Annotated in this window: 24 protein-coding genes and 1 pseudogene; 11 read left to right on the top strand and 14 right to left on the bottom strand. The window is 60.5% G+C overall.

The window, feature by feature from the left end; genetic code table 11:
* Positions 1 to 81: 81 nt before the first annotated feature.
* The 4 genes from PSH91_RS21675 to PSH91_RS21660 all read right to left on the bottom strand — a co-directional run bounded on the left by PSH91_RS21675 (position 82) and on the right by PSH91_RS21660 (position 4,563).
* Positions 82 to 1,209, bottom strand: coding sequence for an FAD-binding oxidoreductase (locus PSH91_RS21675; RefSeq protein ID WP_305466742.1), 1,128 nt, complete (start codon positions 1,207 to 1,209; stop codon positions 82 to 84).
* A gap of 62 nt (positions 1,210 to 1,271) precedes the next feature.
* The gene (locus PSH91_RS21670; protein WP_160893330.1) at positions 1,272 to 2,219 is read right to left on the bottom strand and encodes an ornithine cyclodeaminase family protein; all 948 of its coding nucleotides are present in this window, start codon (positions 2,217 to 2,219) and stop codon (positions 1,272 to 1,274) included.
* A 124-nt stretch (positions 2,220 to 2,343) separates the two neighbouring features.
* Positions 2,344 to 3,807: an ATP-dependent RNA helicase RhlB gene (gene rhlB / locus PSH91_RS21665; protein ID WP_047228857.1), complete on the bottom strand. Its 1,464-nt coding sequence runs from the start codon at positions 3,805 to 3,807 to the stop codon at positions 2,344 to 2,346.
* 99 nt (positions 3,808 to 3,906) lie between these two features.
* Positions 3,907 to 4,563, bottom strand: a complete 657-nt coding sequence (locus PSH91_RS21660; RefSeq protein WP_173406587.1) for an alpha/beta hydrolase — start codon at positions 4,561 to 4,563, stop codon at positions 3,907 to 3,909.
* 473 nt (positions 4,564 to 5,036) lie between these two features.
* Here PSH91_RS21660 and PSH91_RS21655 point away from each other — a divergent pair, with 473 nt between their 5' ends.
* The 4 genes from PSH91_RS21655 to PSH91_RS21640 all read left to right on the top strand — a co-directional run bounded on the left by PSH91_RS21655 (position 5,037) and on the right by PSH91_RS21640 (position 9,201).
* Positions 5,037 to 6,068 (top strand): amino acid ABC transporter substrate-binding protein, encoded by a 1,032-nt coding sequence (locus tag PSH91_RS21655; protein ID WP_047228859.1) that lies wholly within the window; start codon positions 5,037 to 5,039, stop codon positions 6,066 to 6,068.
* 65 nt (positions 6,069 to 6,133) lie between these two features.
* On the top strand, positions 6,134 to 7,315 hold the full coding sequence (locus PSH91_RS21650; protein ID WP_047228860.1) for an amino acid ABC transporter permease: 1,182 nt from the start codon (positions 6,134 to 6,136) through the stop codon (positions 7,313 to 7,315).
* A 12-nt stretch (positions 7,316 to 7,327) separates the two neighbouring features.
* The gene (locus PSH91_RS21645) at positions 7,328 to 8,425 is read left to right on the top strand and encodes an amino acid ABC transporter permease (protein ID WP_047228861.1); all 1,098 of its coding nucleotides are present in this window, start codon (positions 7,328 to 7,330) and stop codon (positions 8,423 to 8,425) included.
* Between the two features lie 11 nt (positions 8,426 to 8,436).
* Entirely contained in the window at positions 8,437 to 9,201 is a 765-nt protein-coding gene (locus tag PSH91_RS21640) for an amino acid ABC transporter ATP-binding protein (RefSeq protein WP_047228862.1), read from the top strand.
* 58 nt (positions 9,202 to 9,259) lie between these two features.
* On the opposite strand, the gene PSH91_RS21635 is transcribed toward PSH91_RS21640, so the two are convergent.
* Positions 9,260 to 9,748 (bottom strand): type II toxin-antitoxin system MqsA family antitoxin, encoded by a 489-nt coding sequence (locus tag PSH91_RS21635; protein WP_047228863.1) that lies wholly within the window; start codon positions 9,746 to 9,748, stop codon positions 9,260 to 9,262.
* Positions 9,745 to 10,056, bottom strand: a complete 312-nt coding sequence (locus PSH91_RS21630; RefSeq protein ID WP_047228864.1) for a type II toxin-antitoxin system MqsR family toxin — start codon at positions 10,054 to 10,056, stop codon at positions 9,745 to 9,747. Before PSH91_RS21630 ends, PSH91_RS21635 begins: the two co-directional genes overlap by 4 nt.
* A gap of 319 nt (positions 10,057 to 10,375) precedes the next feature.
* Here PSH91_RS21630 and PSH91_RS21625 point away from each other — a divergent pair.
* From PSH91_RS21625 to PSH91_RS21610, 4 genes and pseudogenes are all read left to right on the top strand, one after another.
* Positions 10,376 to 11,706 (top strand): annotated as a pseudogene (locus PSH91_RS21625) (CynX/NimT family MFS transporter).
* Between the two features lie 85 nt (positions 11,707 to 11,791).
* Positions 11,792 to 12,262 carry a nuclear transport factor 2 family protein gene (locus PSH91_RS21620; RefSeq protein WP_107321923.1) on the top strand — a complete coding sequence of 157 codons (471 nt, stop codon included), beginning with the start codon at positions 11,792 to 11,794 and terminating at the stop codon, positions 12,260 to 12,262.
* 41 nt (positions 12,263 to 12,303) lie between these two features.
* Complete coding sequence (locus PSH91_RS21615) at positions 12,304 to 12,627, top strand: GIY-YIG nuclease family protein (protein ID WP_047228867.1); 324 nt, start codon at positions 12,304 to 12,306, stop codon at positions 12,625 to 12,627.
* A gap of 79 nt (positions 12,628 to 12,706) precedes the next feature.
* Entirely contained in the window at positions 12,707 to 13,639 is a 933-nt protein-coding gene (locus PSH91_RS21610; RefSeq protein ID WP_173406588.1) for a glutathione S-transferase family protein, read from the top strand.
* Positions 13,640 to 13,725: 86 nt separating this feature from the next.
* Here PSH91_RS21610 and PSH91_RS21605 read toward each other — a convergent pair whose 3' ends face one another.
* The 3 genes from PSH91_RS21605 to yejK all read right to left on the bottom strand — a co-directional run bounded on the left by PSH91_RS21605 (position 13,726) and on the right by yejK (position 15,671).
* Entirely contained in the window at positions 13,726 to 14,001 is a 276-nt protein-coding gene (locus tag PSH91_RS21605; protein WP_173406589.1) for a hypothetical protein, read from the bottom strand.
* A 309-nt stretch (positions 14,002 to 14,310) separates the two neighbouring features.
* Complete coding sequence (locus tag PSH91_RS21600) at positions 14,311 to 14,667, bottom strand: glutaredoxin family protein (protein WP_305466739.1); 357 nt, start codon at positions 14,665 to 14,667, stop codon at positions 14,311 to 14,313.
* A complete protein-coding gene (gene yejK, locus PSH91_RS21595; RefSeq protein WP_173406591.1) occupies positions 14,667 to 15,671 on the bottom strand; it encodes a nucleoid-associated protein YejK in 1,005 nt (334 codons plus the stop codon). Before yejK ends, PSH91_RS21600 begins: the two co-directional genes overlap by 1 nt.
* 395 nt (positions 15,672 to 16,066) lie before the next feature.
* Between yejK and PSH91_RS21590 the strand changes: the two genes are divergently transcribed.
* Positions 16,067 to 16,348, top strand: a complete 282-nt coding sequence (locus tag PSH91_RS21590; protein ID WP_047228872.1) for an HU family DNA-binding protein — start codon at positions 16,067 to 16,069, stop codon at positions 16,346 to 16,348.
* A gap of 113 nt (positions 16,349 to 16,461) precedes the next feature.
* On the opposite strand, the gene rlmF is transcribed toward PSH91_RS21590, so the two are convergent.
* From rlmF to PSH91_RS21565, 5 genes are all read right to left on the bottom strand, one after another.
* Positions 16,462 to 17,481, bottom strand: coding sequence for a 23S rRNA (adenine(1618)-N(6))-methyltransferase RlmF (gene rlmF, locus PSH91_RS21585; RefSeq protein ID WP_305466738.1), 1,020 nt, complete (start codon positions 17,479 to 17,481; stop codon positions 16,462 to 16,464).
* 265 nt (positions 17,482 to 17,746) lie between these two features.
* A complete protein-coding gene (locus tag PSH91_RS21580) occupies positions 17,747 to 20,593 on the bottom strand; it encodes a valine--tRNA ligase (protein WP_305466736.1) in 2,847 nt (948 codons plus the stop codon).
* A gap of 224 nt (positions 20,594 to 20,817) precedes the next feature.
* A complete protein-coding gene (locus tag PSH91_RS21575) occupies positions 20,818 to 21,183 on the bottom strand; it encodes a hypothetical protein (protein ID WP_047228875.1) in 366 nt (121 codons plus the stop codon).
* 7 nt (positions 21,184 to 21,190) lie between these two features.
* Complete coding sequence (locus PSH91_RS21570) at positions 21,191 to 21,619, bottom strand: DNA polymerase III subunit chi (protein WP_047228876.1); 429 nt, start codon at positions 21,617 to 21,619, stop codon at positions 21,191 to 21,193.
* A gap of 60 nt (positions 21,620 to 21,679) precedes the next feature.
* Positions 21,680 to 23,170 carry a leucyl aminopeptidase gene (locus PSH91_RS21565; protein ID WP_047228877.1) on the bottom strand — a complete coding sequence of 497 codons (1,491 nt, stop codon included), beginning with the start codon at positions 23,168 to 23,170 and terminating at the stop codon, positions 21,680 to 21,682.
* Between the two features lie 459 nt (positions 23,171 to 23,629).
* Here PSH91_RS21565 and lptF point away from each other — a divergent pair, with 459 nt between their 5' ends.
* Positions 23,630 to 24,751: an LPS export ABC transporter permease LptF gene (gene lptF / locus PSH91_RS21560; protein WP_047228878.1), complete on the top strand. Its 1,122-nt coding sequence runs from the start codon at positions 23,630 to 23,632 to the stop codon at positions 24,749 to 24,751.
* Complete coding sequence (lptG, locus tag PSH91_RS21555; protein WP_047228879.1) at positions 24,744 to 25,805, top strand: LPS export ABC transporter permease LptG; 1,062 nt, start codon at positions 24,744 to 24,746, stop codon at positions 25,803 to 25,805. The genes lptF and lptG overlap by 8 nt, the downstream gene beginning before the upstream one ends.
* Positions 25,806 to 25,941 lie beyond the last annotated feature (136 nt).

The raw sequence follows: 25,941 nt of genomic DNA, 5'->3' as shown, positions 1-25,941 counted from the left end.
CTCCAGGCAGTGTCAGCGCCCCGTGAAGCAGGGGCGCGCAGGAGTGTGCCGCAATCGTGGCGATGCGTCACCTGGGTGGGTTCAAGCCAGGCGTGCCGGCGACAGCTGGGTGGTGCTCAGGCCGAAACGGGTCAAGGTCTCGGACAATGGCTCACCGCGCACCAGGGCCGCGCTGGCCTGACCCATGGCCGGGGACGTCTGGATGCCGTAGCCGCCCTGGGCCGCGACCCAGAACAACCCCGGTACCTGGGGATCGAAACCGGACAAGAGGTCGCCGTCGGGGACGAAACTGCGCAACCCGGCCCAGGTGCGGGTCGGACGGCGGATGGTCAGGGTGGTGGCTTCTTCGATCTGGTAGATGCCCATGGCAATGTCCAGTTCTTCAGGCTGCACGTCGTGAGGTTCCACCGGATCGGCATTTGCCGGCGAGCCGAGGAACATGCCGGCGTCGGGCTTCATATAGAACGACTCGTCGAGGCTCACCAGCATCGGCCAGTCATGAATGTCCACGCCCTCGGGGCCGGCAAAAATGAATGCCGCCCGCCGCTTGGGTTGCAGGCCCAGCTTGCGCGCGCCGGCCATTTCGGCAATGTGATCGGCCCAGGCGCCGGCCGCGTTGATCAGCACCGGAGCGCTGAAGGTCTGGCCAGCGGTTTCTACCTGCCACATCCCCTGATCGTCGCGGCTCAGGCCCAGCACTTCGGTGTCGGTGTGCACCTGACCGCCGTTGCGGCGGATACCGCGCAGGTAGCCTTGGTGCAGCGCATCGGTGTCGATGTCACAGGCGGTGGGGTCGTAGATTGCACCATGCACCTTGTCCCGTCGCAGGATCGGCAGTCGCACACAGGCTTCTTCGGCGCTGAGTAGCTGCATCTGCGGCACCGTGGCCTTGGCGCTGAGGTACTGGTTGTTCAGCTCGGCCGGGTCGCCGGTGAAATCCACGGTCATTTCGCCCCGTGGGGTGAGCAGCGGGTGCTCGCAGAAACCGGCCGGTGGGGCGTCGAAAAAGTCACGGCTGGCCTGGGTCAGCGCCCGCACCTGAGGCGTGCCATAGGCGGCGCTGTACAGCGCCGCCGAGCGCCCTGTGGAGTGGTAGCCCGGATGGGATTCGCGCTCGAGCACAATGACCCGACCGTGGGGGGCCAGCCAGTAACCGGTGGAAGCACCGGCGATGCCACCGCCGATGATGATGAAGTCTGCTGAGGTCATGAATCTCTCCTGTGGAGCGCGGTGCCGGGAGTTAGTAAAACCTTGTGGGGAAATTGGCTGTGTCAGTTGTGCAACTGATAAAGCGCATTCGCCAGCGCAACGTCTTCCAACCCCAGGCCGATGGAGCGGAAAAACACATGGCGCTCATAGCCGGGACGCGCTACGTGTTCGCTGAGCAGTTCAGGCAAATCCCCAACCAGGCGTGACGCGTCCCAGCCGTGCTGTTCAGCGGCAATCAACATTTCACCGGCCGAACCGGGGGTGGTCTGACGATAGTCACAGAACACGTCCATGTCGTTGAGGCTCTGGGGGGGCACTTCGTGGGCACGCGGAGCATTGGTGCTGATGGAGGTAATCAGGGCTGGCTTGCTCAGTGTCTGTGGGTCGAGCACTGCCTTGGCGGACGAGGTGCAGAGCATCACCACATCGGCGTCGTGCAGCGCCGCTTCAAGGCTGGCAGCGATTTGCAGGCGCGGATCCAGCTCGGTGAGCGAAGCACGCTCTTGCGCCGATTTATTCTGCAGGCTGGGCGAATAGAGGCTGATGCTTTGCCAATCCCGCAGACCCTTGACGTATTGCACGTGGGCCCTTGCCACTGCGCCGCTGCCGATGACTGCCAAGCGCCGGGCCTGGAATGGGGCAAGGGCATCCACGGCGACGGCAGTGGTGGCTGCGGTGCGGGCGGTCGTCAGTTCGGCGGCGTCGCACAGCAGCAGTGGCTGGCCGGTCTGCATCGACATCAGCAGGGTCCAGGCGGTCACCAATGGACCTTGCTCGCGCACGATATACGGTGAGGTCTTGACCCCGTAGACCTGCTCTTCAGCCAGCACGCCCAGGTAGTTGATGAAATCCCCGGCGCCTTGGGGAAACTCCACAAGTTGCTGGGGCGGTTGGACGGCCTGTCCGGCGGCGAGGTCGTGGAACAGCTTGCGTAAAATCTGCGGTACGTCGACTTGGCCGAGCAGCTCTCGGGCCTGGGCTTGGGTCATCACGTAGGGCGTGCTGGACATCGGGACTCCGGGGTGCTTTGTGTAAACTAATTTGTCCATTATGGACTTATAGTTCTGTTGGGCAATATCCCGGACGAAAAAAAGCGCAGCGTTTGCGGCTGCGCTTTCTGGTTCCTGACGACGGTTAAGGGCGTTTGCGCTCAACCGGCCGAAGTAGATGAGTCGGTGGGGTTTCGCAATTGATCTTCTTCCCCAGCAACGCTTCGATGGACGGCAACTGATAGGAGTCATCCTCACCGGCGAAGCTGATCGATACGCCAGCGGCGCCTGCACGCCCAGTACGCCCGATCCGGTGCACATAGTCATCCGGCACTTCCGGCAGGGTGAAGTTGATCACGTGGCTGATCCCGTCGATATGAATCCCGCGCCCGGCCACATCGGTGGCCACCAGCACACGGATCTTGCCTTCGCGAAAGCCTTCCAGCGTCTTGATACGCTTGTGTTGCGGCACGTCGCCCGACAACTGGGCTGCGTTGACGCCATCGCGTACCAGGCGCTCCTCGATACGGCGTACTTCGTCCTTGCGGTTGGCGAACACCATCACGCGCTCCCAACCGTTGTCGTTGACCAGGTTGTAGAGCAGCTTGTACTTGTCGGCGCCGGCCACAGCGTAGATGTGCTGCTCGACGTTTTCGCTGGCGACGTTCAGCGCTTCGATCTCGACGATGGACGGGTCGGTGGTCCATTGCTTGGCCAGGTTCATCACGTCTTCGGTGAACGTGGCGGAAAACAGCAAGGTCTGGCGTTCGCTTTTCGGTGGGGTCTGGCGAATGATCTGGCGCACTTGCGGGATGAAGCCCATGTCGAGCATGCGGTCGGCTTCGTCCAGCACCATCACCTCGACCATGTCCAGGTGCACATCGCCGCGCTGGTTGAAGTCCAGCAGGCGTCCCGGTGTTGCCACCAGAATGTCGCAGTGACGGGCTTCGAGGTGCTTGAGCTGCTTGTCGAAGTCCATGCCGCCGACGAACGTCATGACGTTCAGTCCGGTGTACTTGGTCAGGTCGGCGGCGTCCTTGGCGATCTGCACCACCAGCTCGCGGGTCGGTGCGATGATCAGCGCCCGTGGCTCGCCCATGTAGCGTTCTTTGGGCGGCGGGGTCTGCAGCAACTGGGTAATGATGGAAATCAGAAACGCGGCGGTCTTGCCGGTACCGGTCTGGGCGCGGCCGATGGCATCTTTACCTGCGAGGGTGAATCCCAGCACCTGCGCCTGGATTGGCGTGCAGTAGGGGAAGCCCAGGTCTTGGATGGCATGCATCAGTTCAGGGGCGAGTTTGAAATCATGGAAGCGGGTCTTGCCTTCCTGGGGTTCTACGACGAAATCCTCGAGCTTCCAGGCGACGACCGGCGGTTTTGGGGCGCGCTCGCGGCGTGGCTTGGGGGCTTCGTTGTGTGGCTGTTGCGGCGCGGGAGCGACAGGCGCGGTGGCCGCGTCTTTTTCTGTGTTCGCAACAGGCGTTGTCCGCCGCGGCTTTTTTTGCACCTCGGCACGACTCGGGCTGTGGGCAGGTGCGCTGGGGCCAGGCACGAGCTGCTCGGCCTCGCTTTTACCGAACATCTTCTTGAGTGCTTTGAGCACGGTCATCTCATCGATTGGTTAAGGAATGTACGCCGGCCAGTGTAATGCAAGAAACGGGCGCGGCGTAGTGTGATCGTCAAGGGGTTGACATGTCCTCACGCCCGCTTAGCGCAACCGCTCGCTCAGCCAGGTGCCGATGTCGCGAATCTCTTCGGGTAACACTTCATGGCCCATTGGGTATTCTTGCCATGTCACGGTGACACCATGCTGTTTCAAATACTCTTTCGCGGTCCGCCCCATGGGGTTGAGTACCACTTCGTCGTACTGGCCGTGTAGCGCCAATACCGGAATGCGCTGCTGGCTGGCCGACAATTGCAGTTCTTCGCTGAAAGTCGGTGCATAAGTGGACAGCGCGACTACGCCCCCCAATGGACCCTGCCATTTCACGAACGCGGTGTGATAGACCACCGCGCCGCCTTGGGAGAAACCTGCGAGGAAAATCCGCGAGGCGTCTATTCCAAGGGCTCGCTGGGCTTCGATCAGGTCGATGACCCGCTGCGCCGACACTTCCAGCTGTTGCTCGTCGATGGCCCGCGCGGGGCTCAGGGCGCGGATATCGTACCAACTCGGCATGGCGTAGCCGCCGTTGATGCTCACCGGCTGGGTCGGCGCTTGAGGCAGAACGAAACGTGTCGTGAGCAGGCTTTGCTGCAGCATTTCGGCCACCGGCAGGAAGTCGTAACGATCGGCGCCCAGGCCGTGGAGCCAGATGACGCACGCGTCGGCGGTGCCGCTGGGCTCGAGAATCAAGGGGTCGGTCATGGTCTGCTCCAAATCTGTGCGGGCGCGCTCATTCAGTGCGTTATTACAGTGCGGGCCCGGTGCCTCAGTTAATTAGATGTCGCAATCTTAAAAGTTTTTGTCTTGACGTGTCTCATAAGGGTCAAGCGCAGCGGTGTGGTACGGCGTTTGCTTTGAGGTAGCTTGAGTGATGATTCTTACGCTGCGCGGTAACACTATCAGCTTGACGCGCCGCATGGGATATCAGAAATCCGGTGATGGATGTTCGCCAATAGCCGCTACGGGCTTCGCGAACGTGAAGGGCTACAGCCCGTTCGGCCGATTGGTGAGAGATGAGGCAGGCGCCCTGTTTAGGGGCATTCTCATTATTAGACTCATAGCGAAGGTCCAGACGTCGGTTGACCCTAAAAAAAGCCAACAAGGGTCGGCAATGCCCCATAAGGGTGCGACAGGGCTCGAGCTCCGACACAACAAGAGCAAAACTGGAGGTTTGAATGAAGTTACTGAAATCCACCCTGGCCGTCGTGACTGCAGCAGCAGTGCTCGGCGTCAGCGGGTTCGCTCAGGCGGGTGCAACCCTGGATGCCGTACAGAAGAAAGGCTTTGTGCAATGTGGCGTGAGTGATGGCTTGCCGGGTTTCTCGGTACCCGATGCAAGTGGCAAGATTCTCGGCATTGACGCGGACTTCTGCCGTGCCGTGGCGGCTGCTGTGTTTGGCGATGCGACTAAGGTGAAGTTCAGCCAGTTGAACGCCAAGGAGCGCTTCACCGCGCTGCAGTCCGGCGAAATCGACATCCTTTCGCGCAACACCACCATGACCAGTTCCCGTGACGCGGGCATGGGCCTGAAATTTCCAGGCTTCATCACCTACTACGACGGCATCGGCTTCCTGGTAAACAACAAGCTGGGCGTCAAGAGCGCCAAGGAACTGGACGGTGCAACCATCTGCATCCAGGCCGGTACCACTACCGAGCTGAACGTCTCCGACTACTTCCGTGGCAATGGCCTCAAATACACCCCGATCACCTTCGACACCTCCGATGAAAGCGCCAAGTCGCTGGAATCCGGTCGTTGCGACGTGCTGACCTCCGACAAGTCCCAGCTGTTTGCCCAGCGCAGCAAGCTGGCCGCGCCGAAGGACTACGTGGTTCTGCCGGAAACCATTTCCAAGGAACCACTGGGCCCGGTCGTGCGTAACGGCGATGACGAGTGGCTGGCCGTTGTGCGCTGGACTGGCTACGCCATGCTCAACGCCGAAGAAGCCGGCATCACTTCGAAGAACGTTGAAGCTGAAGCCAAATCCACCAAGAACCCGGACGTCGCCCGTATGCTCGGCGCTGACGGTGAATATGGTAAAGACCTGAAGCTGCCCAAAGACTGGGTTGTCCAGATCGTCAAACAAGTCGGTAACTACGGTGAAGTGTTCGAGCGCAACCTCGGCAAAGGCACCCCGCTGGAAATCGATCGCGGCCTGAACGCGCTGTGGACCAACGGCGGCATTCAATACGCACCACCAGTGCGCTGATGGTTCTATCACCCGGTGGGCCAACCACCGGGTGATGTTCTGTTCCATTCTTTGCGGGGCACTTCATGCAAAATTCAATCGGCGCACCTAAGCAGAGGCTTAGCCTCAGCGATCCACGCGTGCGTGCCTGGGTATTTCAGATCGTCACCATTGTGGCGGTGGTTTCACTGGGCTGGTTTCTGTTCGACAACACGCAAACCAACCTAGAGCACCGGGGCATCACCTCCGGCTTCAGCTTTCTGGAGCGCAGTGCCGGGTTCGGCATCGCTCAAACCCTGATCGACTACACCGAAGCGGACAGCTATGCCCGCGTCTTTGTCATCGGGTTGCTCAACACTCTGCTGGTGACGTTCATCGGCGTGATCCTGGCGACGATTCTCGGTTTCATTGTCGGCGTGGCCCGACTGTCGAAAAACTGGATCATCGCCAAAGTGGCAACGGTGTATGTGGAGGTTTTCCGTAATATCCCGCCACTGCTGCAGATCCTGTTCTGGTACTTCGCGGTATTCCTCACCATGCCGGGGCCCCGCGCCGCCCATAACTTCGGCGACACCTTCTTTGTCAGCAGCCGGGGCCTGAACATGCCGGCCGCGCTGGTGGCGGACGGGTTTTGGCCATTCGTGATCAGCGTCGTGCTGGCCATCGTCGCCATCGTGCTGATGACCCGCTGGGCCAACAAGCGTTTCGAAGCCACGGGTGAGCCGTTCCATAAATTCTGGGTGGGCCTGGCGCTGTTCCTGGTAATCCCGGCGCTGTGCGCCCTGGTCTTCGGAGCCCCTGTGCACTGGGAAATGCCGGAACTCAAGGGCTTCAACTTCGTCGGTGGCTGGGTGCTGATTCCCGAATTGCTGGCATTGACGTTGGCACTGACGGTGTACACCGCGGCGTTCATCGCCGAGATCGTGCGTTCGGGCATCAAGTCGGTCAGCCACGGCCAGACCGAAGCCGCCCATTCCCTGGGCCTGCGTAACGGTCCGACCTTGCGCAAGGTGATCATCCCGCAAGCCCTGCGCGTGATCATCCCGCCGCTGACCAGCCAATACCTGAACCTGGCGAAGAACTCCTCGCTGGCGGCCGGTATCGGTTATCCGGAAATGGTTTCGCTGTTTGCCGGTACGGTGCTGAACCAGACCGGGCAGGCGATCGAAGTTATTGCGATCACCATGAGCGTGTACCTGGCGATCAGTATCAGCATTTCCCTGCTGATGAACTGGTACAACAAGCGCATTGCGCTGATCGAGCGGTGAGGAAAAACGCGCATGACATCCCATACTTTCAAACCTGACATGCCCCCACCGAGCAGTAGCATCGGCGTGGTGGCGTGGATGCGCGCGAACATGTTCTCCAGCTGGCTCAACACCTTGCTGACGTTGTTTGCGTTCTACCTGATTTACCTGGTCGTTCCACCGATCATCAGTTGGGCGATCCTCGACGCCAACTGGGTCGGCACCACACAGGCTGACTGCACCAAGGAGGGCGCCTGCTGGGTGTTCATCCAGCAGCGCTTCGGCCAGTTCATGTACGGCTACTATCCGACGGACCTGCGCTGGCGCGTGGACCTGACCGTGTGGTTGGCTGTCATTGGTGTGGCTCCGCTGTTCATCTCGCGCTTCCCGCGCAAGGCGGTCTACGGCCTGAGTTTCCTGGTGCTGTATCCGATCATCGCCTGGTGCCTGTTGCACGGTGGTGTATTCGGCTTGACCACCGTGCCGACCAGCCAATGGGGCGGCCTGATGCTGACCCTGGTGATCGCCACCGTCGGTATCGCCGGGGCTTTGCCGTTGGGCATCGTGCTGGCTTTGGGGCGGCGTTCGAACATGCCGGCGATTCGTGTGGTCTGCGTGACCTTCATCGAATTCTGGCGCGGCGTGCCGTTGATCACGGTGCTGTTCATGTCCTCGGTGATGCTGCCGCTGTTCCTGCCTGAAGGCATGAACTTCGACAAGCTGCTGCGGGCACTGATCGGCGTGATCCTGTTCCAGTCGGCCTACGTGGCTGAAGTGGTGCGTGGCGGCTTGCAAGCCATTCCCAAAGGTCAGTACGAAGCGGCCGCGGCGATGGGCCTGGGCTACTGGCGCAGCATGGGCCTGGTGATTCTGCCGCAAGCCCTGAAGATGGTGATCCCGGGTATCGTCAACACCTTCATCGCGTTGTTCAAGGACACCAGCCTGGTGATCATCATCGGCCTGTTCGACCTGCTCAACAGCGTGAAACAAGCTGCCGCCGACCCGAAATGGCTGGGCATGGCCACCGAAGGCTATGTGTTCGCCGCCCTGGTGTTCTGGATTTTCTGTTTTGGTATGTCCCGCTATTCCATGCATTTGGAACGCAAGCTGGACACTGGCCACAAGCGTTAGGAGCGTAGTTTATGAGTGAAGCGATCAAACAGCCTGTGAGCCCTGAAGGCATTATTCAGATGCAGGGCGTGAACAAGTGGTACGGCCAGTTCCACGTGTTGAAAGACATCAACCTGAACGTCCAGCAGGGCGAGCGTATCGTGCTGTGCGGCCCGTCGGGTTCCGGCAAGTCCACCACCATCCGTTGCCTCAACCGCCTGGAAGAACACCAGCAGGGTCGCATCGTGGTCGATGGCGTGGAACTGACCAACGACCTCAAGCAGATCGAAGCGATCCGCCGTGAAGTCGGCATGGTGTTCCAGCACTTCAACCTGTTCCCGCACTTGACCATCCTGCAGAACTGCACCCTGGCGCCGATGTGGGTGCGCAAGATGCCCAAGCGCAAGGCCGAGGAAATCGCCATGCATTACCTGGAGCGCGTACGCATTCCAGAGCAGGCGCACAAATACCCGGGCCAGCTCTCCGGCGGCCAGCAGCAGCGTGTGGCCATCGCCCGTGCCCTGTGCATGAAACCGAAAATCATGCTGTTCGATGAACCGACTTCAGCGCTCGACCCGGAAATGGTGAAAGAGGTTCTGGACACCATGATCGGCCTGGCCGAAGACGGCATGACCATGCTCTGCGTGACCCACGAAATGGGCTTTGCCCGCACCGTGGCCAACCGTGTGATCTTCATGGACAAGGGCGAAATCGTCGAACAGGCCGCGCCGAACGACTTCTTCGATAACCCGCAGAACGACCGTACCAAGCTGTTCCTGAGCCAGATTCTGCATTGATCCGGCCTTAGGCATTGAAATAGACCCGGACTTGTCCGGGTTTATTTTTGCCTGGGATTCAGGGTGTCAGAACGGTTGCCTGTTCCGGATGGCGGGTAGTCAACAACTGCTTCAAATCGGTGCCCTCGCTCAGTGCGAGTACTTCCGCCATCAGGTGGGGATGACGATCGAGCAGGCGCATCAGCATGAACAGTGGTTGCGGTGGGGCGACTTCGCCACGCTCGTAACGGGAAAAGGCGTTGTGTCCGCCGCCAGACAGCAGTTTCACCGCGTCTTTTTGCGTGAGGTGCAGTTTGCGGCGGATGCGTTTCATCTCCGCCGCCATCGCCTGGGCACAATCTTCGAGCAACTGATCGCTCGCCTGGGAATAACGTTGCGCGCTGTCGGTGTCGTGATCAAATTCGATTTCACCACAGACCCGGCACTCCCATCCGGCGATGTCGTGCACCTGCCGTGCTACCTGCTTGTAGTCGATGGTAAAGCTGCGGCCCTCAAAGTGTTGCATGGCGTCTTGAGTACCGCAGTTGACACATTGCTGCGTTTTCATTGGTCTTTCTCCTTGAAGGAGACTACCGGATGCCCACCGCCAGGGCGGTAGGTCACCTTGATGTAAATCTCCCGATCCTGAAATGTGGTGTGATAAACGTCCTGCCAGATTCGATGATCGGCATAGGTCGTCATCGATTTGTGCAACATCCTGTACTCCAGCGAGGCCATGATTTGCAGCATCCGGGCAGTGCTTAACGACATTCTTCGAGCGCCTTGCTGAGCGCTCATTGTGAATGCCTTGTTCCCCAGCCTGAGGACTTCGGCCTTGACGACTGCCAGGTCGTAGTGGGGTGTGCTCTTTTCCATAGAACTGTATGCCTTGTCCTTAAAATTACCCTTAAGGGGTAATTTTGACCAATCGAAAATTTCGCTCCTTTTCCCTCGCATTGACCTTAGGCGGTTGCCGTCCTACAAGAAGCTGACTAATCTGTCAGAAAATTCAACCCATGCTGCCTACCCCTGCGCTCAGCGAAGGCTATCGTGACTTCCCAAGCGTCATCGGCGCGCAGTGGCGCCAGAGCTTCGTCCTCGTCCTCAACCGGTGTTCGATCTGCACATCGAATCCTCGACGCTGTCGAACAACAGGTTCGGCAATGGGCCAAGGCCCTCCGTCGACAGTTGATCAATGAACCCTGAACCAGAGCTTTCCATGTCCCGCGATACGCTTGACCGCATGACCCCGACGACGCCCAAACGCGCCGCAGAGCTTGAACATTTGCTGATCGACGCCGAAACCGACGATGAGCAGACCCAGCAGGCCCCTCCATTGCTGCGCAAACCCTGGCTGTTACTGCTCGGGTTGATCCTGGTGGCGCTGAACCTGCGTCCGGCGCTGTCGAGCATGGCCCCATTGCTTAGTGAAGTTTCAAAAAGCCTTGGTTTGTCGGCTGCCCAGGCCGGCTTGCTGACGACGCTGCCAGTGCTTTGCCTGGGCCTGTTCGCACCGCTGGCGCCGGTGCTGGCGCGGCGCTTTGGAGCTGAGCGGGTAGTGTTGGGAATCTTGCTGGCCCTGGCCGGTGGGATCATTTTGCGCAGTTCTTTCGGCCAGATCGGCTTGTTTGCTGGCAGCATCCTGGCCGGTGCGAGCATTGGTGTGATCGGTGTGCTGTTGCCGGGCATCGTCAAGCGTGACTTCGCCAAACACGCCGGCGCCATGACCGGCGTCTACACCATGGCGCTGTGCCTGGGGGGCGGCGATGGCGGCCGGGGCCACCGTGCCGTTGAGCGAGCATCTGAATCACAGCTGGGCGATGGGCCTGGGTTTCTGGGTGGTGCCGGCGCTGCTGGCCGCCGTGTTCTGGCTGCCGCAAGTGGGCCAGAAACACGGTGCTCATCAGGTGGCATATCGGGTTCGCGGTTTGCTGCGTGACCCGTTGGCCTGGCAGGTGACGTTGTACATGGGGTTGCAATCGTCCCTGGCCTACATCGTGTTCGGCTGGCTGCCGTCGATCCTCATTGGCCGTGGCCTGACGGCCGACCCAGGCCGGGCTGGTGTTGTCCGGCTCGGTCATCGTGCAACTGATCAGTTCCCTGGCGGCGCCCTGGCTGGCGACTCGGGGCAAGGATCAACGCCTGGCCATTGTGATCGTCATGGTCATGACCCTGGGCGGGCTGTTTGGATGTCTCTATGCGCCCATTGAAGGCTTGTGGGGTTGGGCGATCCTGCTGGGGCTTGGGCAGGGAGCAACGTTCAGCCTGGCGCTGACGCTGATCGTGCTGCGCTCGCGGGACGCCCATGTGGCGGCGAATCTTTCCAGCATGGCCCAAGGGTTCGGCTACACATTGGCGTCCATGGGGCCGTTCGCGGTCGGGGTGGTCCACGACTGGACCGGCGGCTGGAGTGCTCTGGGTTGGATCTTCGGTGTGATTGGCCTGGGCGCGATCATCGCGGGCATCGGGGCCGGCCGGGCGCTATATGTCGGGGTCAGCAGCGAAAGAGTCAGTGATCTTCGCTGATGTTATTTTCATGGCGAATGACGATAGTGTTCCTCGCCAGAGCAGATTATCGTGCAGCTCTACTGAAGATTTTCGGAGCTTGTCCATGAGTGATGCCCACAACGCCTTGATCACCCGCTTCTACCAGGCCTTCCAGCGTCTGGATGCCGACGCCATGAGCGCCTGCTACACCGACGACGTGGTGTTCAGCGACCCGGCGTTTGGTGAACTGCGCGGGCGCGATGCCGGCGACATGTGGCGCATGCTCACCACTCGGGCCAAGGATTTTTCCCTGACCTTCGATAACGTGCGCAGCGATGAGCGTACCGGCGGCGCCCACTGGGTGGCGACATACCTGTTCAGCCAGACCGGCAACACGGTGGTCAATGACATTCAGGCGCGGTTCGTGTTTCGCGACGGCAAGATTTGCGAGCACCATGACAATTTTGATCTGTGGCGCTGGTCTCGCCAGGCATTGGGCACCAAGGGCCTGCTGCTGGGTTGGACGCCCCTGGTGCGCAATGCCGTCAGGGCCCAGGCCCTCAAGGGGCTACGGGCGTTTCAGGCCAGTCGCTGATAAGATTGCGGCTTGTTTTCTACACGTCTGCTGAACATCCTGTGACGACCGCCAACCCATCCTCCGACCTGCCAGGGCAAGCAGCAGCCGAACCGGGCAAGCCCTGGTTCGTCTACCTGGTGCGGGCCGCCAACGGTTCGCTGTACTGCGGCATCAGTGATGACCCGGTACGGCGTTTCGCCAAGCATCAAAGCGGCAAGGGCGCGCGCTTTTTTCTTTCCAGCCCGGCGGTGGCGCTGGTGTATACCGAAGCCTGTCGCGACAAGGGCGAAGCCCTGCGCCAGGAGCGACTGATCAAGAAGCTCAAGAAAAGCGCCAAGGAGTGCCTGGTGGCGAGTGCATCGGTGTTCCATCAACCGCGCTGATACGGCGTCATCAGAAGGGTAGGCTGTCGGACCCTGGCACGCTAAGCTGCGGGACTTCCTCCCTGCAGTGGCGAACCTCATGTCAGAGCTGATTCTTCATCATTACCCGACGTCTCCCTTCGCCGAGAAAGCCCGCTTGTTACTGGGTTTCAAGGGCCTGTCCTGGCGTTCGGTGCATATCCCGCCAATGATGCCCAAGCCCGACCTGACGGCACTGACGGGCGGCTACCGCAAGACCCCGGTATTGCAGATCGGCGCGGATATCTATTGCGACACGGCGCTGATCGCCCGTCGGTTGGAGCAGGAAAAAGCTTCGCCGGCGCTGTTTCCCGAAGGCCGGGAGATGATTGCAGCGTCTTTTGCCGCATGGGCCGATTCGGTGGTGTTTCAACATGCGGTAAGCCTGGTATTTCAGCCGGAGTCGGTGGCGGTGCGTTTCGCCAAGTTGCCGCCTGAAGTCATCAAGACGTTTATCAGCGATCGGGCCGGGCTGTTCAGTGGCGGTACGACCAAGCATCTATCTGCCGAACAGGCCAAGCACCAATGGCCCACGATCATGGCGCGTCTTGAGCAACAGTTGCAGCGCGAGGAGGGTGACTTTCTGTTGGGCGATCCATCGATTGCCGACTTCGCCATGGCTCACCCTCTGTGGTTTCTCAAAGGCACTGCGGTGACTTCGCCGCTGGTAGACACCTACCCGGCGATCTCGGCATGGTTGGCGCGAGTGCTGGGTTTTGGCCATGGCGCGTCGCACGCGATGAGTTCCGAAGAGGCTTTGGAAGTGGCTCGCAACGCTGCGCCGGCAGCGCTGCCGGATGAGTCATTCGAGGAACCGAACGGGTTCACGAAAGGGCAGCAGGTGACGATTGCCGCAACCGATTATGGCGTCGACCCGGTGGCCGGAGAGTTGTTGTTTGCCGGTCGTGAAGAGCTGATCCTACGTCGCGAAGACGCGCTTGGCGGGGTGGTGCATGTGCACTTTCCACGGCTGGGTTTTCAATTATCAACTTGATAAGAAGGTCAGGCGCTCGATTAAAGTCGATCTGTCGCCCGGAGCAGGCAATTCCGGGCGTTTATTCCAGAAGCGATCACCCGATATTACAGCTCGCATAGAACCAGGTGTGGCGCATTGGGAGGAATAAGGCCTTGCAGGTCGAAGATCGTTGTGGCGCGGCGGATTGCATCGCTCGTGCTGCTCCCGTTGAAAACGGTGGTGGTCTGTATGACGGTTTGGTTCGGTGGCAGGAAGAGTTGGCAGGTGTATTGCGCGGCAGAGGCGGAACCGGCGTAGATCGCAATGAAAGACAACACCAAGGCGCGGTGGGTGATTTTTATAACGCGGTTTCGGGCTGGGTAGTGCTGTATCGAGTTCATTTTATATGCTCCGTCTGTTCAGGCGTTCTCGCAAGAGGTTCGGCTCAGCGACGGCTTCGGCTGAGGGGGCATATAAAAAATGAACGCTATTTCAGGCATTGATACTGTAGGAGTTGACAGTCCCGACTAATGGGCGCTTACCGTCTACCCAGGGCTTGCGCTCTGACTGGACCACCGCCATCGCGAGCAAGCTCGCTCCCACACTGGATTTGCAGTGGTAACAGGCTTGGCGTCCGCCACGAATCCCTGTGGGAGCGAGCCTGCTCGCGATGAGGCCATCCGATCCAGCATCATCGCTAGCGGACAAACCTATTTCGCGGACAGTGCCTCAAGGATGTTCTGCGGCTCAAAACCACGAATCAGCGTGCCATTTACATCCAGAATCGGGATCCCGCGCCCGCCCAGCGCCTCATAGGCCTTGCGCGCCTGAGCGTCTTTCTCGATATCGAACTCGCGATAGGGCACGCCTTTTTCATCCAGGAACCGCCGGGTCGCCTTGCAGTAACCGCACCAGTCGGTGGCGTACAGCACGACCCGGGCATCGGCCCGGATCTGTTCAGGCAGCATCTGCGAGGGATTGAATACCCGCTCGATCTTGCCCCAGTTCTGGTACGCCACAACCACCAGCAAAATCAGCAGAAACTTCTTCAGAACCTTTGCGAGCATCAGTTACGGCGCTTGAGCTGATCGGTCAGCGACGTGGGCAGGCCCTTGATGATCAGCGTGCCGGCTTCTTCGTCATATTCGATCTTGGAGCCCAGCAGGTGGGCTTCGAAACTGATGGACAAGCCTTCGGCGCGGCCGGTGAAGCGGCGGAACTGGTTGAGGGTGCGTTTATCCGCCGGAATCTCCGGCGACAACCCGTAGTCCTTGTTGCGAATGTGGTCGTAGAAGGCTTTCGGGCGATCTTCGTCGATCAGTTCGGACAGCTCTTCCAGGCCCATCGGCTCGCCGAGCTTGGCCTGGCTGCTGGCGTAATCCACCAGGGTCTTGGTTTTCTCCCGGGCGTCGTCCTCGGGCAGGTCTTCGCTTTCGACGAAATCACTGAAGGCCTTGAGCAGGGTGCGGGTTTCGCCGGGGCCGTCGACGCCTTCCTGGCAGCCGATGAAGTCGCGGAAATACTCCGAGACCTTCTTGCCGTTCTTACCCTTGATGAACGAGATGTACTGCCTGGACTGTTTGTTGTTCTGCCATTCCGACACATTGATTCGCGCTGCCAGGTGCAGTTGGCCCAGATCAAGGTGACGGGACGGGGTCACGTCCAGTTCGTCGGTGACCGCCACGCCTTCGCTGTGGTGCAGCAGGGCGATCGCCAGGTAATCGGTCATGCCCTGTTGATAATGGGCAAACAACACGTGGCCGCCCACCGACAGGTTGGACTCTTCCATCAGCTTTTGCAGATGCTCCACCGCCACGCGACTGAATGCGGTGAAATCCTTGCCGCCGTCGAGATACTCCTTCAGCCAGCCGCTGAACGGGTGCGCCCCGGACTCGGCATGGAAGAAGCCCCAGGCCTTGCCTTGTTTGGCGTTATAGCTCTCGTTGAGGTCGGCGAGCATGTTCTCGATGGCCGTGGACTCGCTCAACTCGGAGTCACGGGCATGGAGCACGGCGGGCGTGCCGTCGGGTTTTTTGTCGATCAGGTGGACGATGCAATGACGGATCGGCATGGATTTCTCGGCTGATGAAAGAGAGGAGGGCGCGCTCCCCCAAAAAGGCCCAGTGTACCGCAATCACTGGTTTTGGAACCCTGCAAAGCCCCTTTCAGACCCGTCCGACACGCCATATGCATTTTTTTACCGTTTTCGCGCAAGAAAGCTGACCAAATGGGTAGCTAGAGGCGGATATTTCACAGGCGTTGTGCTAGTTTTGCCCGGTCTTACGCGAAGTCACTGCGTTAAGCGTGCATTCAGCATTTGTCAGGTCGAACCAAACCCGGTTTTCGGCATCTATTACCCCGATCCGTCGTGGTGATTACCGAGGGTGTCTGATCCTCTGAGATCGGGCTCGATGGCTGACACTGCACTCTGCAATCCATATGAATTTGATAGGGAAGGAACACTACATGGCTCTTACTAAAGACCAACTGATCGCTGACATCGCTGAAGCTATCGACGCGCCTAAAACCACCGCGCGTAACGCTTTGGACCAACTGGGTCAGATCGTTGCCGATCAGCTGGAAAATGGCGGCGAAATCACCTTGCCAGGCATCGGCAAGCTGAAAGTCACCGAGCGTCCTGCCCGCACCGGCCGTAACCCTTCGACTGGCGCAGCCATCGAAATCGCTGCCAAGAAAGTTGTTAAGTTCGTTCCAGCCAAAGCGCTGACCGACGGCATCAACAAGTAAGATCGCGTTTAAAAGAAAACCGTGCTGCGGAGTGATCCGGGCACGGTTTTTTATTGCCTTGGAAAAAGTGGTCTGTGGTCAGGGCATTTGTGGCAGCAAGGCCTTGCTCCCACTCAGCCCTTGCGAACCCAACGCGACTGGCGCCACGCCTGCTGCTGTGCCTCGGTCTGGAAGGTCCAGGCCACAAAGCGGCTCTGCTTCTGCCCCTGGGACATTTCCACCACCTGGCTGTGCAGCGCCCCGGCCTTTTTCAAGGCGGTTTGAATCGCCGGCAGATTCGACGCCTTTGACACCAGGGTGCTGAACCACAGCACCTGGCTGGCCACCTGTGCGCTCTCGCCGATCAGTTGCGTCACAAACCGGGCCTCTCCGCCCTCGCACCACAACTCCGCCGCCTGACCGCCAAAATTCAGCACCGGCAGCTTGCGCTTCGGGTCGGCCTTGCCCAGCGCACGCCATTTGCGCTGGCTACCCTTGGTGGCTTCCTCCAGGGAGGCGTGGAAGGGTGGGTTGCACATTGTCAGGTCGAACCGCTCGGCCTCTTCCAGCAAACCCAACAGGATCTGCTTGCGGTTGGCTTGCTGGCGCAGTTGGATGGCTTTGTTCAGCCCGTTGGACTGGACAATGGCTTTGGCCGAGGCAATGGCCGTCGGATCGATTTCCGAACCGAGGAAATGCCAGCGGTAATCGCTGTAGCCGATCAGCGGGTACACGCAGTTGGCCCCCGTGCCGATGTCCAGCACCTTCACCGCCGCCCCGCGTGGAATCGTTCCTTCGTTGTGGCTGGCCAGTAAATCAGCGAGGAAATGCACGTAGTCCGCGCGTCCTGGCACCGGAGGGCACAGGTAGTCGGCCGGAATGTCCCAATGGGCGATGTCGTAGAAGGACTTGAGCAGCGCCCGGTTGAACACCCTTACGGCTTCCGGGCTGGCGAAGTCGATGCTTTCCTTGCCATAGGGGTTGATGATCACGAACTTCGCCAATTCGGGCGTGGACTTGATCAATGCCGGGAAGTCGTAGTGACCCTGGTGGCGATTGCGTGGGTGCAGGCTAGCTTTCTCCCGCGGCACTTTGGCCTCGATGGCGGGGTTGGGCTTGGAGCGTGCTGGCTTGGGCGTGCGAGGGGCGGTCATGTGCGGGTCGATTCGGGGAGGGTTCAAAAAAGTGGCGGGTATTGTCCCACATCCTGCCCCTGCGAACCCAACTGCAACGATCGGCGCGATCTACTGTGGGAGCGAGCCTGCTCGCGATAGCGGTGGGTCAGCTTGCACCAATGTTGAATGTACCGCCGTCATCGCGAGCAGGCTCGCTCCCACAGGGGGCAAGCGTGTTCACTAGAAAGTACCAGGCATAAAAAAGGAGATCCATCAGGACCTCCTTCTTCATTGCAAATCCCCGTTACAGGCTGGAGATCCGCGCATGTTGCTCGGCCAGCTTGCCCAAGGCCTGTTCAGCCTCGGCCAGTTTGGCGCGTTCCTTCTCGATGACTTCAGCCGGCGCCTTGTCAACGAAACCGGCGTTGGACAGTTTGCCGCCGACACGCTGGACTTCGCCCTTCAAACGCAGGATTTCCTTATCCAGGCGCGCCAGTTCGGCAGCCTTGTCGATCAGGCCGGCCATCGGCACCAGCACTTCCATCTCGCCAACCAAGGCGGTGGCGGACAGCGGCGCTTCTTCGCCAGCGGCCAGGACGGTCACCGATTCGAGCTTGGCCAATTTCTTGAGCAGTGCTTCGTTCTCGTGGAGGCGGCGCAGGTCTTCGGCGCTGGCATTGTTCAGGAACAGGTTCAGCGGTTTGCCCGGGCCGATGTTCATTTCGGCGCGGATGTTACGCAGGCCCAGCATGAAGGTCTTGAGCCATTCAATGTCGTCTTCGGCGGCCGGGTCGATGCGGGTTTCGTTGGCCACCGGCCACGGTTGCAGCATGATCGTCTTGCCTTGGGCGCCCGCCAGCGGAGCGACACGCTGCCAGATTTCCTCGGTGATGAACGGCATGAACGGATGCGCCAGGCGCAGGGCGACTTCCAGCACGCGCACCAGGGTGCGGCGGGTGCCGCGCTGGCGTTCGACCGGGGCGTTTTCGTCCCACAGCACTGGTTTGGACAGCTCCAGGTACCAGTCGCAATACTGGTTCCAGATGAACTCGTACAACGCTTGTGCCGCCAGGTCGAAACGGAACTGATCGAGCTGGCGGGTCACTTCGGCTTCGGTGCGTTGCAGCTGGGAAATAATCCAGCGATCAGCCAGGGTCAGCTCAAAGGCTTCGCCGTTCTGGCCGCAGTCTTCGCCCTTGTCCAGCACGTAGCGCGCGGCGTTCCAGATCTTGTTGCAGAAGTTGCGATAACCCTCGACGCGGCCCATGTCGAACTTGATGTCACGACCGGTGGACGCCAGCGAGCAGAAGGTGAAGCGCAGGGCGTCGGTGCCGTAGCTGGCGATGCCGTCGGCGAATTCTTCGCGGGTGGCCTTCTCGATCTTCTTCGCCAGTTTTGGCTGCATCAGGCCCGAAGTGCGTTTCTGCACCAGGGTTTCCAGATCGATGCCGTCGATGATGTCCAGCGGGTCCAGGACGTTGCCCTTGGACTTGGACATCTTCTGGCCCTGGCCATCGCGCACCAGGCCGTGCACGTAGACGGTCTTGAACGGGACTTGTGGCGTGCCGTCTTCGTTTTTCACCAGGTGCATGGTCAGCATGATCATCCGGGCGACCCAGAAGAAAATGATGTCGAAGCCGGTGACCAGTACGTCGGTGGAGTGGAATTTCTTCAGGAACTCGGTCTGCTGTGGCCAGCCCAGGGTGGAGAAGGTCCACAGGCCCGAGCTGAACCAGGTATCGAGTACGTCGTTGTCCTGTTGCAGAGCTACGTCCGGACCGAGGTTGTGCTTGGCGCGGACTTCGGCTTCATCGCGGCCGACGTAGACCTTGCCTGACTCGTCGTACCAGGCCGGGATGCGGTGGCCCCACCACAGTTGACGGCTGATGCACCAGTCCTGGATGTCACGCATCCACGAGAAGTACATGTTTTCGTATTGCTTGGGCACGAACTGGATGCGGCCATCTTCTACCGCAGCGATCGCAGGCTCGGCCAGCGGTTTGGTGGACACGTACCACTGATCGGTCAGCCACGGCTCGATGATGGTCCCGGAGCGGTCGCCTTTCGGCACTTTCAGGCCGTGATCATCGACGCTGACCAGCAGGCCGGCTGCGTCGAATGCCGCGACGATCTGCTTGCGCGCTTCAAAGCGGTCCAGGCCGGCGTATTCGGCCGGGATCTGGCCGTCGACGCTTTCGTTCAGCGTGCCGTCGAGGTTGAACACCTGGGCCGCCGGCAACACGTTGGCGTTCTTGTCGAAGATGTTCAGCAGCGGCAGGTTGTGGCGCTTGCCGACTTCGTAGTCGTTGAAATCGTGGGCCGGGGTGATTTTCACGCAGCCGGTGCCGAATTCGGGGTCGCAGTAATCGTCGCCGATGATCGGAATGCGCCGGCCAACCAGGGGCAGCTCGACGAACTTGCCAATCAGGGCTTGGTAGCGCTCATCGTTCGGGTTCACCGCAACGGCGGAGTCACCCAGCATGGTTTCCGGGCGCGTGGTGGCGACGATCAGGTAATCCTTGCCTTCGGCGGTCTTGGCGCCGTCGGCCAGCGGGTACTTCAGGTTCCACAGGAAGCCTTTCTCGTCGTGGTTCTCCACTTCGAGGTCGGAAATGGCCGTGTGCAACTTGGTGTCCCAGTTGACCAGGCGCTTGCCGCGATAGATCAGCCCGTCTTCATGCAGGCGCACGAAGGCTTCCTTCACCGCTTCCGAAAGACCGTCATCCATGGTGAAGCGTTCGCGGCTCCAGTCCACGGACGAGCCCAGGCGACGGATCTGGCGGCTGATGTTGCCACCGGACTCGTCTTTCCATTCCCAGACTTTCTCGAGGAATTTCTCGCGTCCCAGGTCATGGCGGTTCTGGCCCTCGGCTTCGAGGCGACGTTCCACCAGCATCTGCGTGGCGATGCCAGCGTGGTCGGTGCCCGGCTGCCAAAGGGTGTTGCGGCCTTGCATGCGGCGGAAACGGATCAGGGCATCCATGATCGCGTTGTTGAAACCGTGGCCCATGTGCAGGCTGCCGGTGACGTTCGGCGGCGGGATCATGATGGTGTAGGAATCGCCCGCGCCTTGCGGAGCGAAATAATTCTCGGACTCCCAGGTGTTGTACCAGGAAGTTTCAATGGCGTGCGGCTGGTAGGTCTTATCCATGCGCGGCGGGACCCTATTGGCATTTATTCAGGAAAAGCCGGGAAGTATAGCGGGCGGGGGAGATGCAAGCCACACGCAGCAAGCGAGAAGCCGGACACGGTTGAACCCTGTGGGAGCGAGCCTGCTCGCGATGAGGCCAGCAGATTCAACATCAATGGGGACCGACAGTCCGTTATCGCGAGCAGGCTCGCTCCCACAGGATGTTCACAATGAGACAGAGGGTGTTATTCGTACTGACTCAGCAATCGCTCCATCCGCGCATCCAGCCGGCGCTTGATCTCGGTCTCGATGTGCGGAGCGAAGTCGTCGATGACGTCTTGCATGATCAATTGCGCGGCGGCGCGCAGTTCGCTTTCCAGGTGCAACAGCGCATCGGGGCCTTTGGCCTCGGCCTTGGGCGCCGGCTTGGGTTCGGGCTGGCCGTTGATCGGCTCGAACAGCAGTGGAATCTGCTCGTCATGCTCGGGCTCGTGCTCCACCGTATCGGTCAACAGCGGTGGTTGCAGGTTGTCGTCGCCGAGCAGTTGGCGGATCGACTCGAGGTCGTCCAGCAGGTGCGTGGGCTTTTGTGGCGGTTTTGGAGTGTCCATCGTGGGCTCAGAGTCGCTGTAAACGGTGGTCTTGCAGAGGATAGCCCTGTTCGCGGTAGAAACGGAAACTCTCCCGCGCGGCTTGCCGGATGCCCGGGTCTTCTACCACCACTTCCGCCACACGGGCGAAGCGCTGGGCAAAAGGCGGCACTTTCAGGTCAAGGTTGACCAGCAAGTCCTGGTGCTGACCGCAGTCATCTCCCAGCCCGAGCACGATCAATCCTTCGGGTTCGTTTTCGGCCGGGCCATGGGGTACGAAGCTCTCGCCCTTGAAGGCCCACAGACGTGCATCGAGGTCATCGCGCTGGGCGGCATCGCTGCAATGCAGGTAGATGCGGTGGCCCATGCGCCAGGCCTTTTCGGTGAGCTTGCAGGCGAAATCCAGCCGCGCCGACGGATCGGCGCTGGGCAGGATGTAGAAATCGACTTTGGTCATTGCAGTTCCTGAGCCGCCATTGGCGCCGCCCGAAGGCGACGCCAATGGCGGTCATCGGTGTCAGGCCTTGGCGCGGTCCAGCAGGTATTGGGTCAGCAGGGGAACCGGCCGGCCGGTGGCGCCCTTGTCCTTGCCGCCGCTGGTCCAGGCTGTGCCGGCGATATCCAGGTGCGCCCAGTTCAGGTTCTTGGTGAAGCGCGAGAGGAAGCACGCCGCGGTGATCGTCCCGGCTTTCGGGCCGCCGATGTTGGCGATGTCGGCGAACGGGCTGTCCAGCTGCTCCTGGTATTCGTCGAACAGCGGCAATTGCCAGGCGCGGTCGTCGGCTTGCTGGCCGGCGCTGAGCAGTTGGCCGATCAGCTCGTCGTTGTTGCCCAGCAGGCCCGAGGTGTGGGCGCCGAGGGCGACGACGCAGGCGCCGGTCAGGGTGGCGATGTCGATCACCGCTTGCGGCTTGAAGCGTTCGGAGTAGGTGAGGGCGTCACACAGCACCAGGCGGCCTTCGGCGTCGGTGTTGAGGATTTCCACGGTCTGGCCGCTCATGGTGGTGACGATGTCGCCTGGACGCGAGGCGTTACCGCTGGGCATGTTCTCGGCGCAGGCCAGGATGCACACCAGGTTGATCGGCAGTTGCAGTTCGAGCACGGCGCGCAGGGTGCCGAACACGCTCGCGGCGCCGCCCATGTCGTACTTCATTTCATCCATGCCGGCGCCCGGCTTGAGGCTGATGCCGCCGGTGTCGAAGGTGATGCCCTTGCCGACCAGTGCGTACGGCTTCTCGGACTTCTTGCCACCGTTGTATTGCATGACGATCAGGCGTGGCGGCTGTGCGCTGCCCTGGCCGACGGAGTAGAACGAGCCCATGCCCAGGTCTTTGATTTTCTTTTCGTCGAAGACTTCGACTTTCAGGCCCTTGAATTCCTTGCCCAACGCCTTGGCCTGTTCACCCATGAACGTCGGGTGGCAGATGTTCGGTGGCAGATTGCCCAGGTCGCGGGTGAAGGCCATGCCGTTGGCGATCGCGGTGGCGTGGGTCACGGCACGCTGAACTTCAGCCTGGGCAGCCTTGATGGTCAGCAGGGTGATTTTTTTCAGGGCGCGGGGTTCGGCTTTCTGGCTCTTGAACTGGTCGAACTGGTATTCGCCGTCCACCAGGGTTTCAGCCAGCAGGCGGTTTTTGCCGTAGCTGTCGCGACCCTTGACCACCAACTCGTCCAGCGCCAGGACGGCATCAGCGCCACCCAGACCCTTGAGGGTGCCCAACACGCCGGCGATGATTTTACGGAACGGACGGTCGCCCAGTTCGGCGTCCTTGCCCACGCCCACCAGCAGCACGCGCTCGGCCTTGAGGTTGGGCAGGTTGTGCAGCAACAGGCTCTGGCCGACTTTGCCAGCCAGGTCGCCGCGCTTGAGCACAGCGCTGATGGCACCGCCGCTCAGGCTGTCGAGTTGGGTGGCGACGACGCCGAGCTGGCGGTTTTCACCGACGGCAACCACCAGCGTGGCGGTTTTCAACGTTTCTGGGCTGACGCTTTTTACAACCAGTTCCATGTCCGGATCCCTGAATGAATGGTCAAGATGCCAGGCGCCGACACAATGGCGCGCTGAGCGAGCTTCTTCTATATAAGAGAAGCGCCGGTGCTTGCCGGCGACAAAGGCCGCAGTTTGAACCCCGGCGCCAGGGCCTGACAACCCCACCGACAGCGCTAAATTGTGGCTTTAAGCACCGGGTTAAAGCGTGCGAAGTGACAGGCGCCCCCAATCACAGGATAATGCGGCTCTTTTTTCGGCGGCGCGCTGTGGCGGGCCGGCTCGATACGTTTGCTTGTTTGGCCGCCTTAGGGTTTGTATGAAAAGTCGCCGAGCGGCGATCAGGCAAGGCGAAAACAGGCGAGGAAGCGGAGTTGACTGGTTGTCAATGAGCATTCCGAGCCTGTTTTCAACGCAGCATGATCGTCGCGCAGGCACTTTTCGTACAAATCCTAGCCTGACAGCCCTGGAGTGTCTGGTGTGATCGTCTTCCGTTATCTATCCCGCGAAGTCCTGCTGACCCTGAGCGCCGTCAGCGCCGTGCTGCTGGTCATCATCATGAGCGGGCGCTTCATCAAATACCTCGCCCAAGCGGCCTCCGGTGCCCTGGATCCAGGCTCGCTGTTCCTGATCATGGGCTTTCGCCTGCCGGGCTTTTTGCAACTGATCCTGCCGCTGGGGTTGTTCCTGGGCATTCTGCTGGCCTACGGCCGGTTGTACCTGGACAGCGAAATGACCGTGCTGTCGGCCACCGGCATGAGCCAGCAACGCCTGTTTCGCATGACCCTCTTCCCGGCCACTCTGGTGGCGCTGGTTGTGGCCTGGCTGAGTCTTAGCCTGGCGCCCCAGGGAGCCAACCAGTTCCAGATGCTGATCAACCAGCAGGACGCCCTGACCGAGTTCGACACCTTGGTGCCCGGGCGCTTCCAGGCCCTGCGCGACGGGACTCGCGTCACCTATACCGAAGAACTCTCGGAAGACCGGGTCGACCTGGGCGGCGTCTTCATTACGCAAAAGAACGTGTCTTCCGACACCAAGAAGGACCGCGGCATTTCGGTGCTGGTGGCTGAGAAGGGGCGTCAGGAAATCAACCCCGATGGCAACCGCTACCTGATCCTGGAAAACGGCTACCGCTACGACGGCAAGCCGGGGCAGGCCGATTACCGGGCCATCAAGTACGACACCTATGGCGTATTGCTGCCCAAGCCCGAGGTCAGCGACGAAGTCACCGACCGCGATGCCATGCCCACCTCCAGCTTGCTGGGCAACAACGACATTCGGGCGCGCACTGAATTGCAATGGCGCCTTTCGCTGCCGCTGCTGGTATTCATCGTGACCCTCATGGCGGTCCCGCTGGCGCGAGTCAATCCGCGCCAGGGCCGTTTCCTCAAGCTGCTACCGGCGATTCTTCTGTATATGGCTTACCTGACCATCCTGATTTCCGCCCGTAGCGCGCTGGAGAAAGGCAAGATCCCGCCCGCGCTGGGCCTTTGGTGGGTGCATTCGATCTTCCTGGCGATTGGCCTCGGGTTGCTCTACTGGGAACCACTGCGCCTGAAGCTGGCCAGTCGTCGCAGCGCGCTGGAGGTGGCCCGTGGTTAAACTCGATCGGTACATCGGCAGCAGTGTGTTCATGGCGATTCTCGCGGTGCTGGGGATCATTCTTGGCCTGGCGACCCTGTTCGCCTTCATCGATGAAATGGGTGATGTCAGCGACACCTATACCTTGATGGACGTGTTGAGCTACGTATTGCTGACCGCCCCACGGCGGCTCTACGACATGTTGCCGATGGCGGCGCTGATCGGTTGCCTGATCGGCCTGGGCAGCCTGGCGAGCAACAGCGAGCTGACCATCATGCGCGCCGCCGGTGTTTCCGTTGGTCGGATCGTCTGGGCCGTGATGAAACCGATGCTGGTGCTGATGCTGGTGGGTTTGCTGGTCGGCGAATACGTTGCCCCGGCCACCGAAAACACCGCTCAGGCCAACCGTTCCCTGGCCCAGGGTGGTGGCGACGCACAAAGCGCCAAGCACGGCCTGTGGCACCGTCAGGGTGACGAGTTCATCCACATCAACTCGGTCCAGCCCAACGGTGTCCTGTACGGCGTGACCCGCTACCGCTTCGACGACCAGCGGCACATGCTGTCGTCGAGCTTCGCCAAGCGCGCCAAGTTTGTTGAAGATCACTGGCAGCTCAATGATGTCACCACCACGTTGTTCCATGACAAGCGCACCGAAGTGGTCGCCGCGCCGCAAGAGCGTTGGGATGTGGCGCTGAGCCCGCAGTTGCTCAGCACCGTGGTGATGGCGCCGGACTCCCTGTCGATTACCGGTTTGTGGGGGTATATCCACTATCTGGCGGATCAGGGCTTGAACAACGGTCGCTACTGGCTGGCTTTTTGGGTCAAGGTGTTGCAGCCGCTGGTCACCGCAGCCTTGGTGCTGATGGCGATTTCCTTCATCTTCGGCCCGCTGCGTTCGGTGACCCTCGGTCAGCGGGTGTTTACCGGCGTACTGGTGGGTTTCACCTTCCGTATTGCCCAGGATTTGCTGGGGCCGTCCAGCCTGGTATTCGGTTTCTCACCGCTGTTTGCGGTGCTGGTACCGGCCGCTGTCTGCGCCTTGGCCGGGCTCTGGCTGTTGCGCCGGGCCGGTTGATCAGCGCACCGATGGCGAGGGGGCTGCGGGGGCAAGGCTGTGTGGGAGCAAAGCTTGCTCCCACTTGCGCGGTGTATCAGGTACAATTCCCGGCTATTTTTCGGCGGGCCATGCCTGCAGCCTTTTTGAGTGTTGA

Source organism: Pseudomonas sp. FP1154, from assembly GCF_030687245.1.
Taxonomy (GTDB): Bacteria; Pseudomonadota; Gammaproteobacteria; order Pseudomonadales; family Pseudomonadaceae; genus Aquipseudomonas; species Aquipseudomonas rhizophila.
Note: the sequence above shows the minus strand (reverse complement) of the source record. Positions and strands in the feature narration are given on the sequence as shown.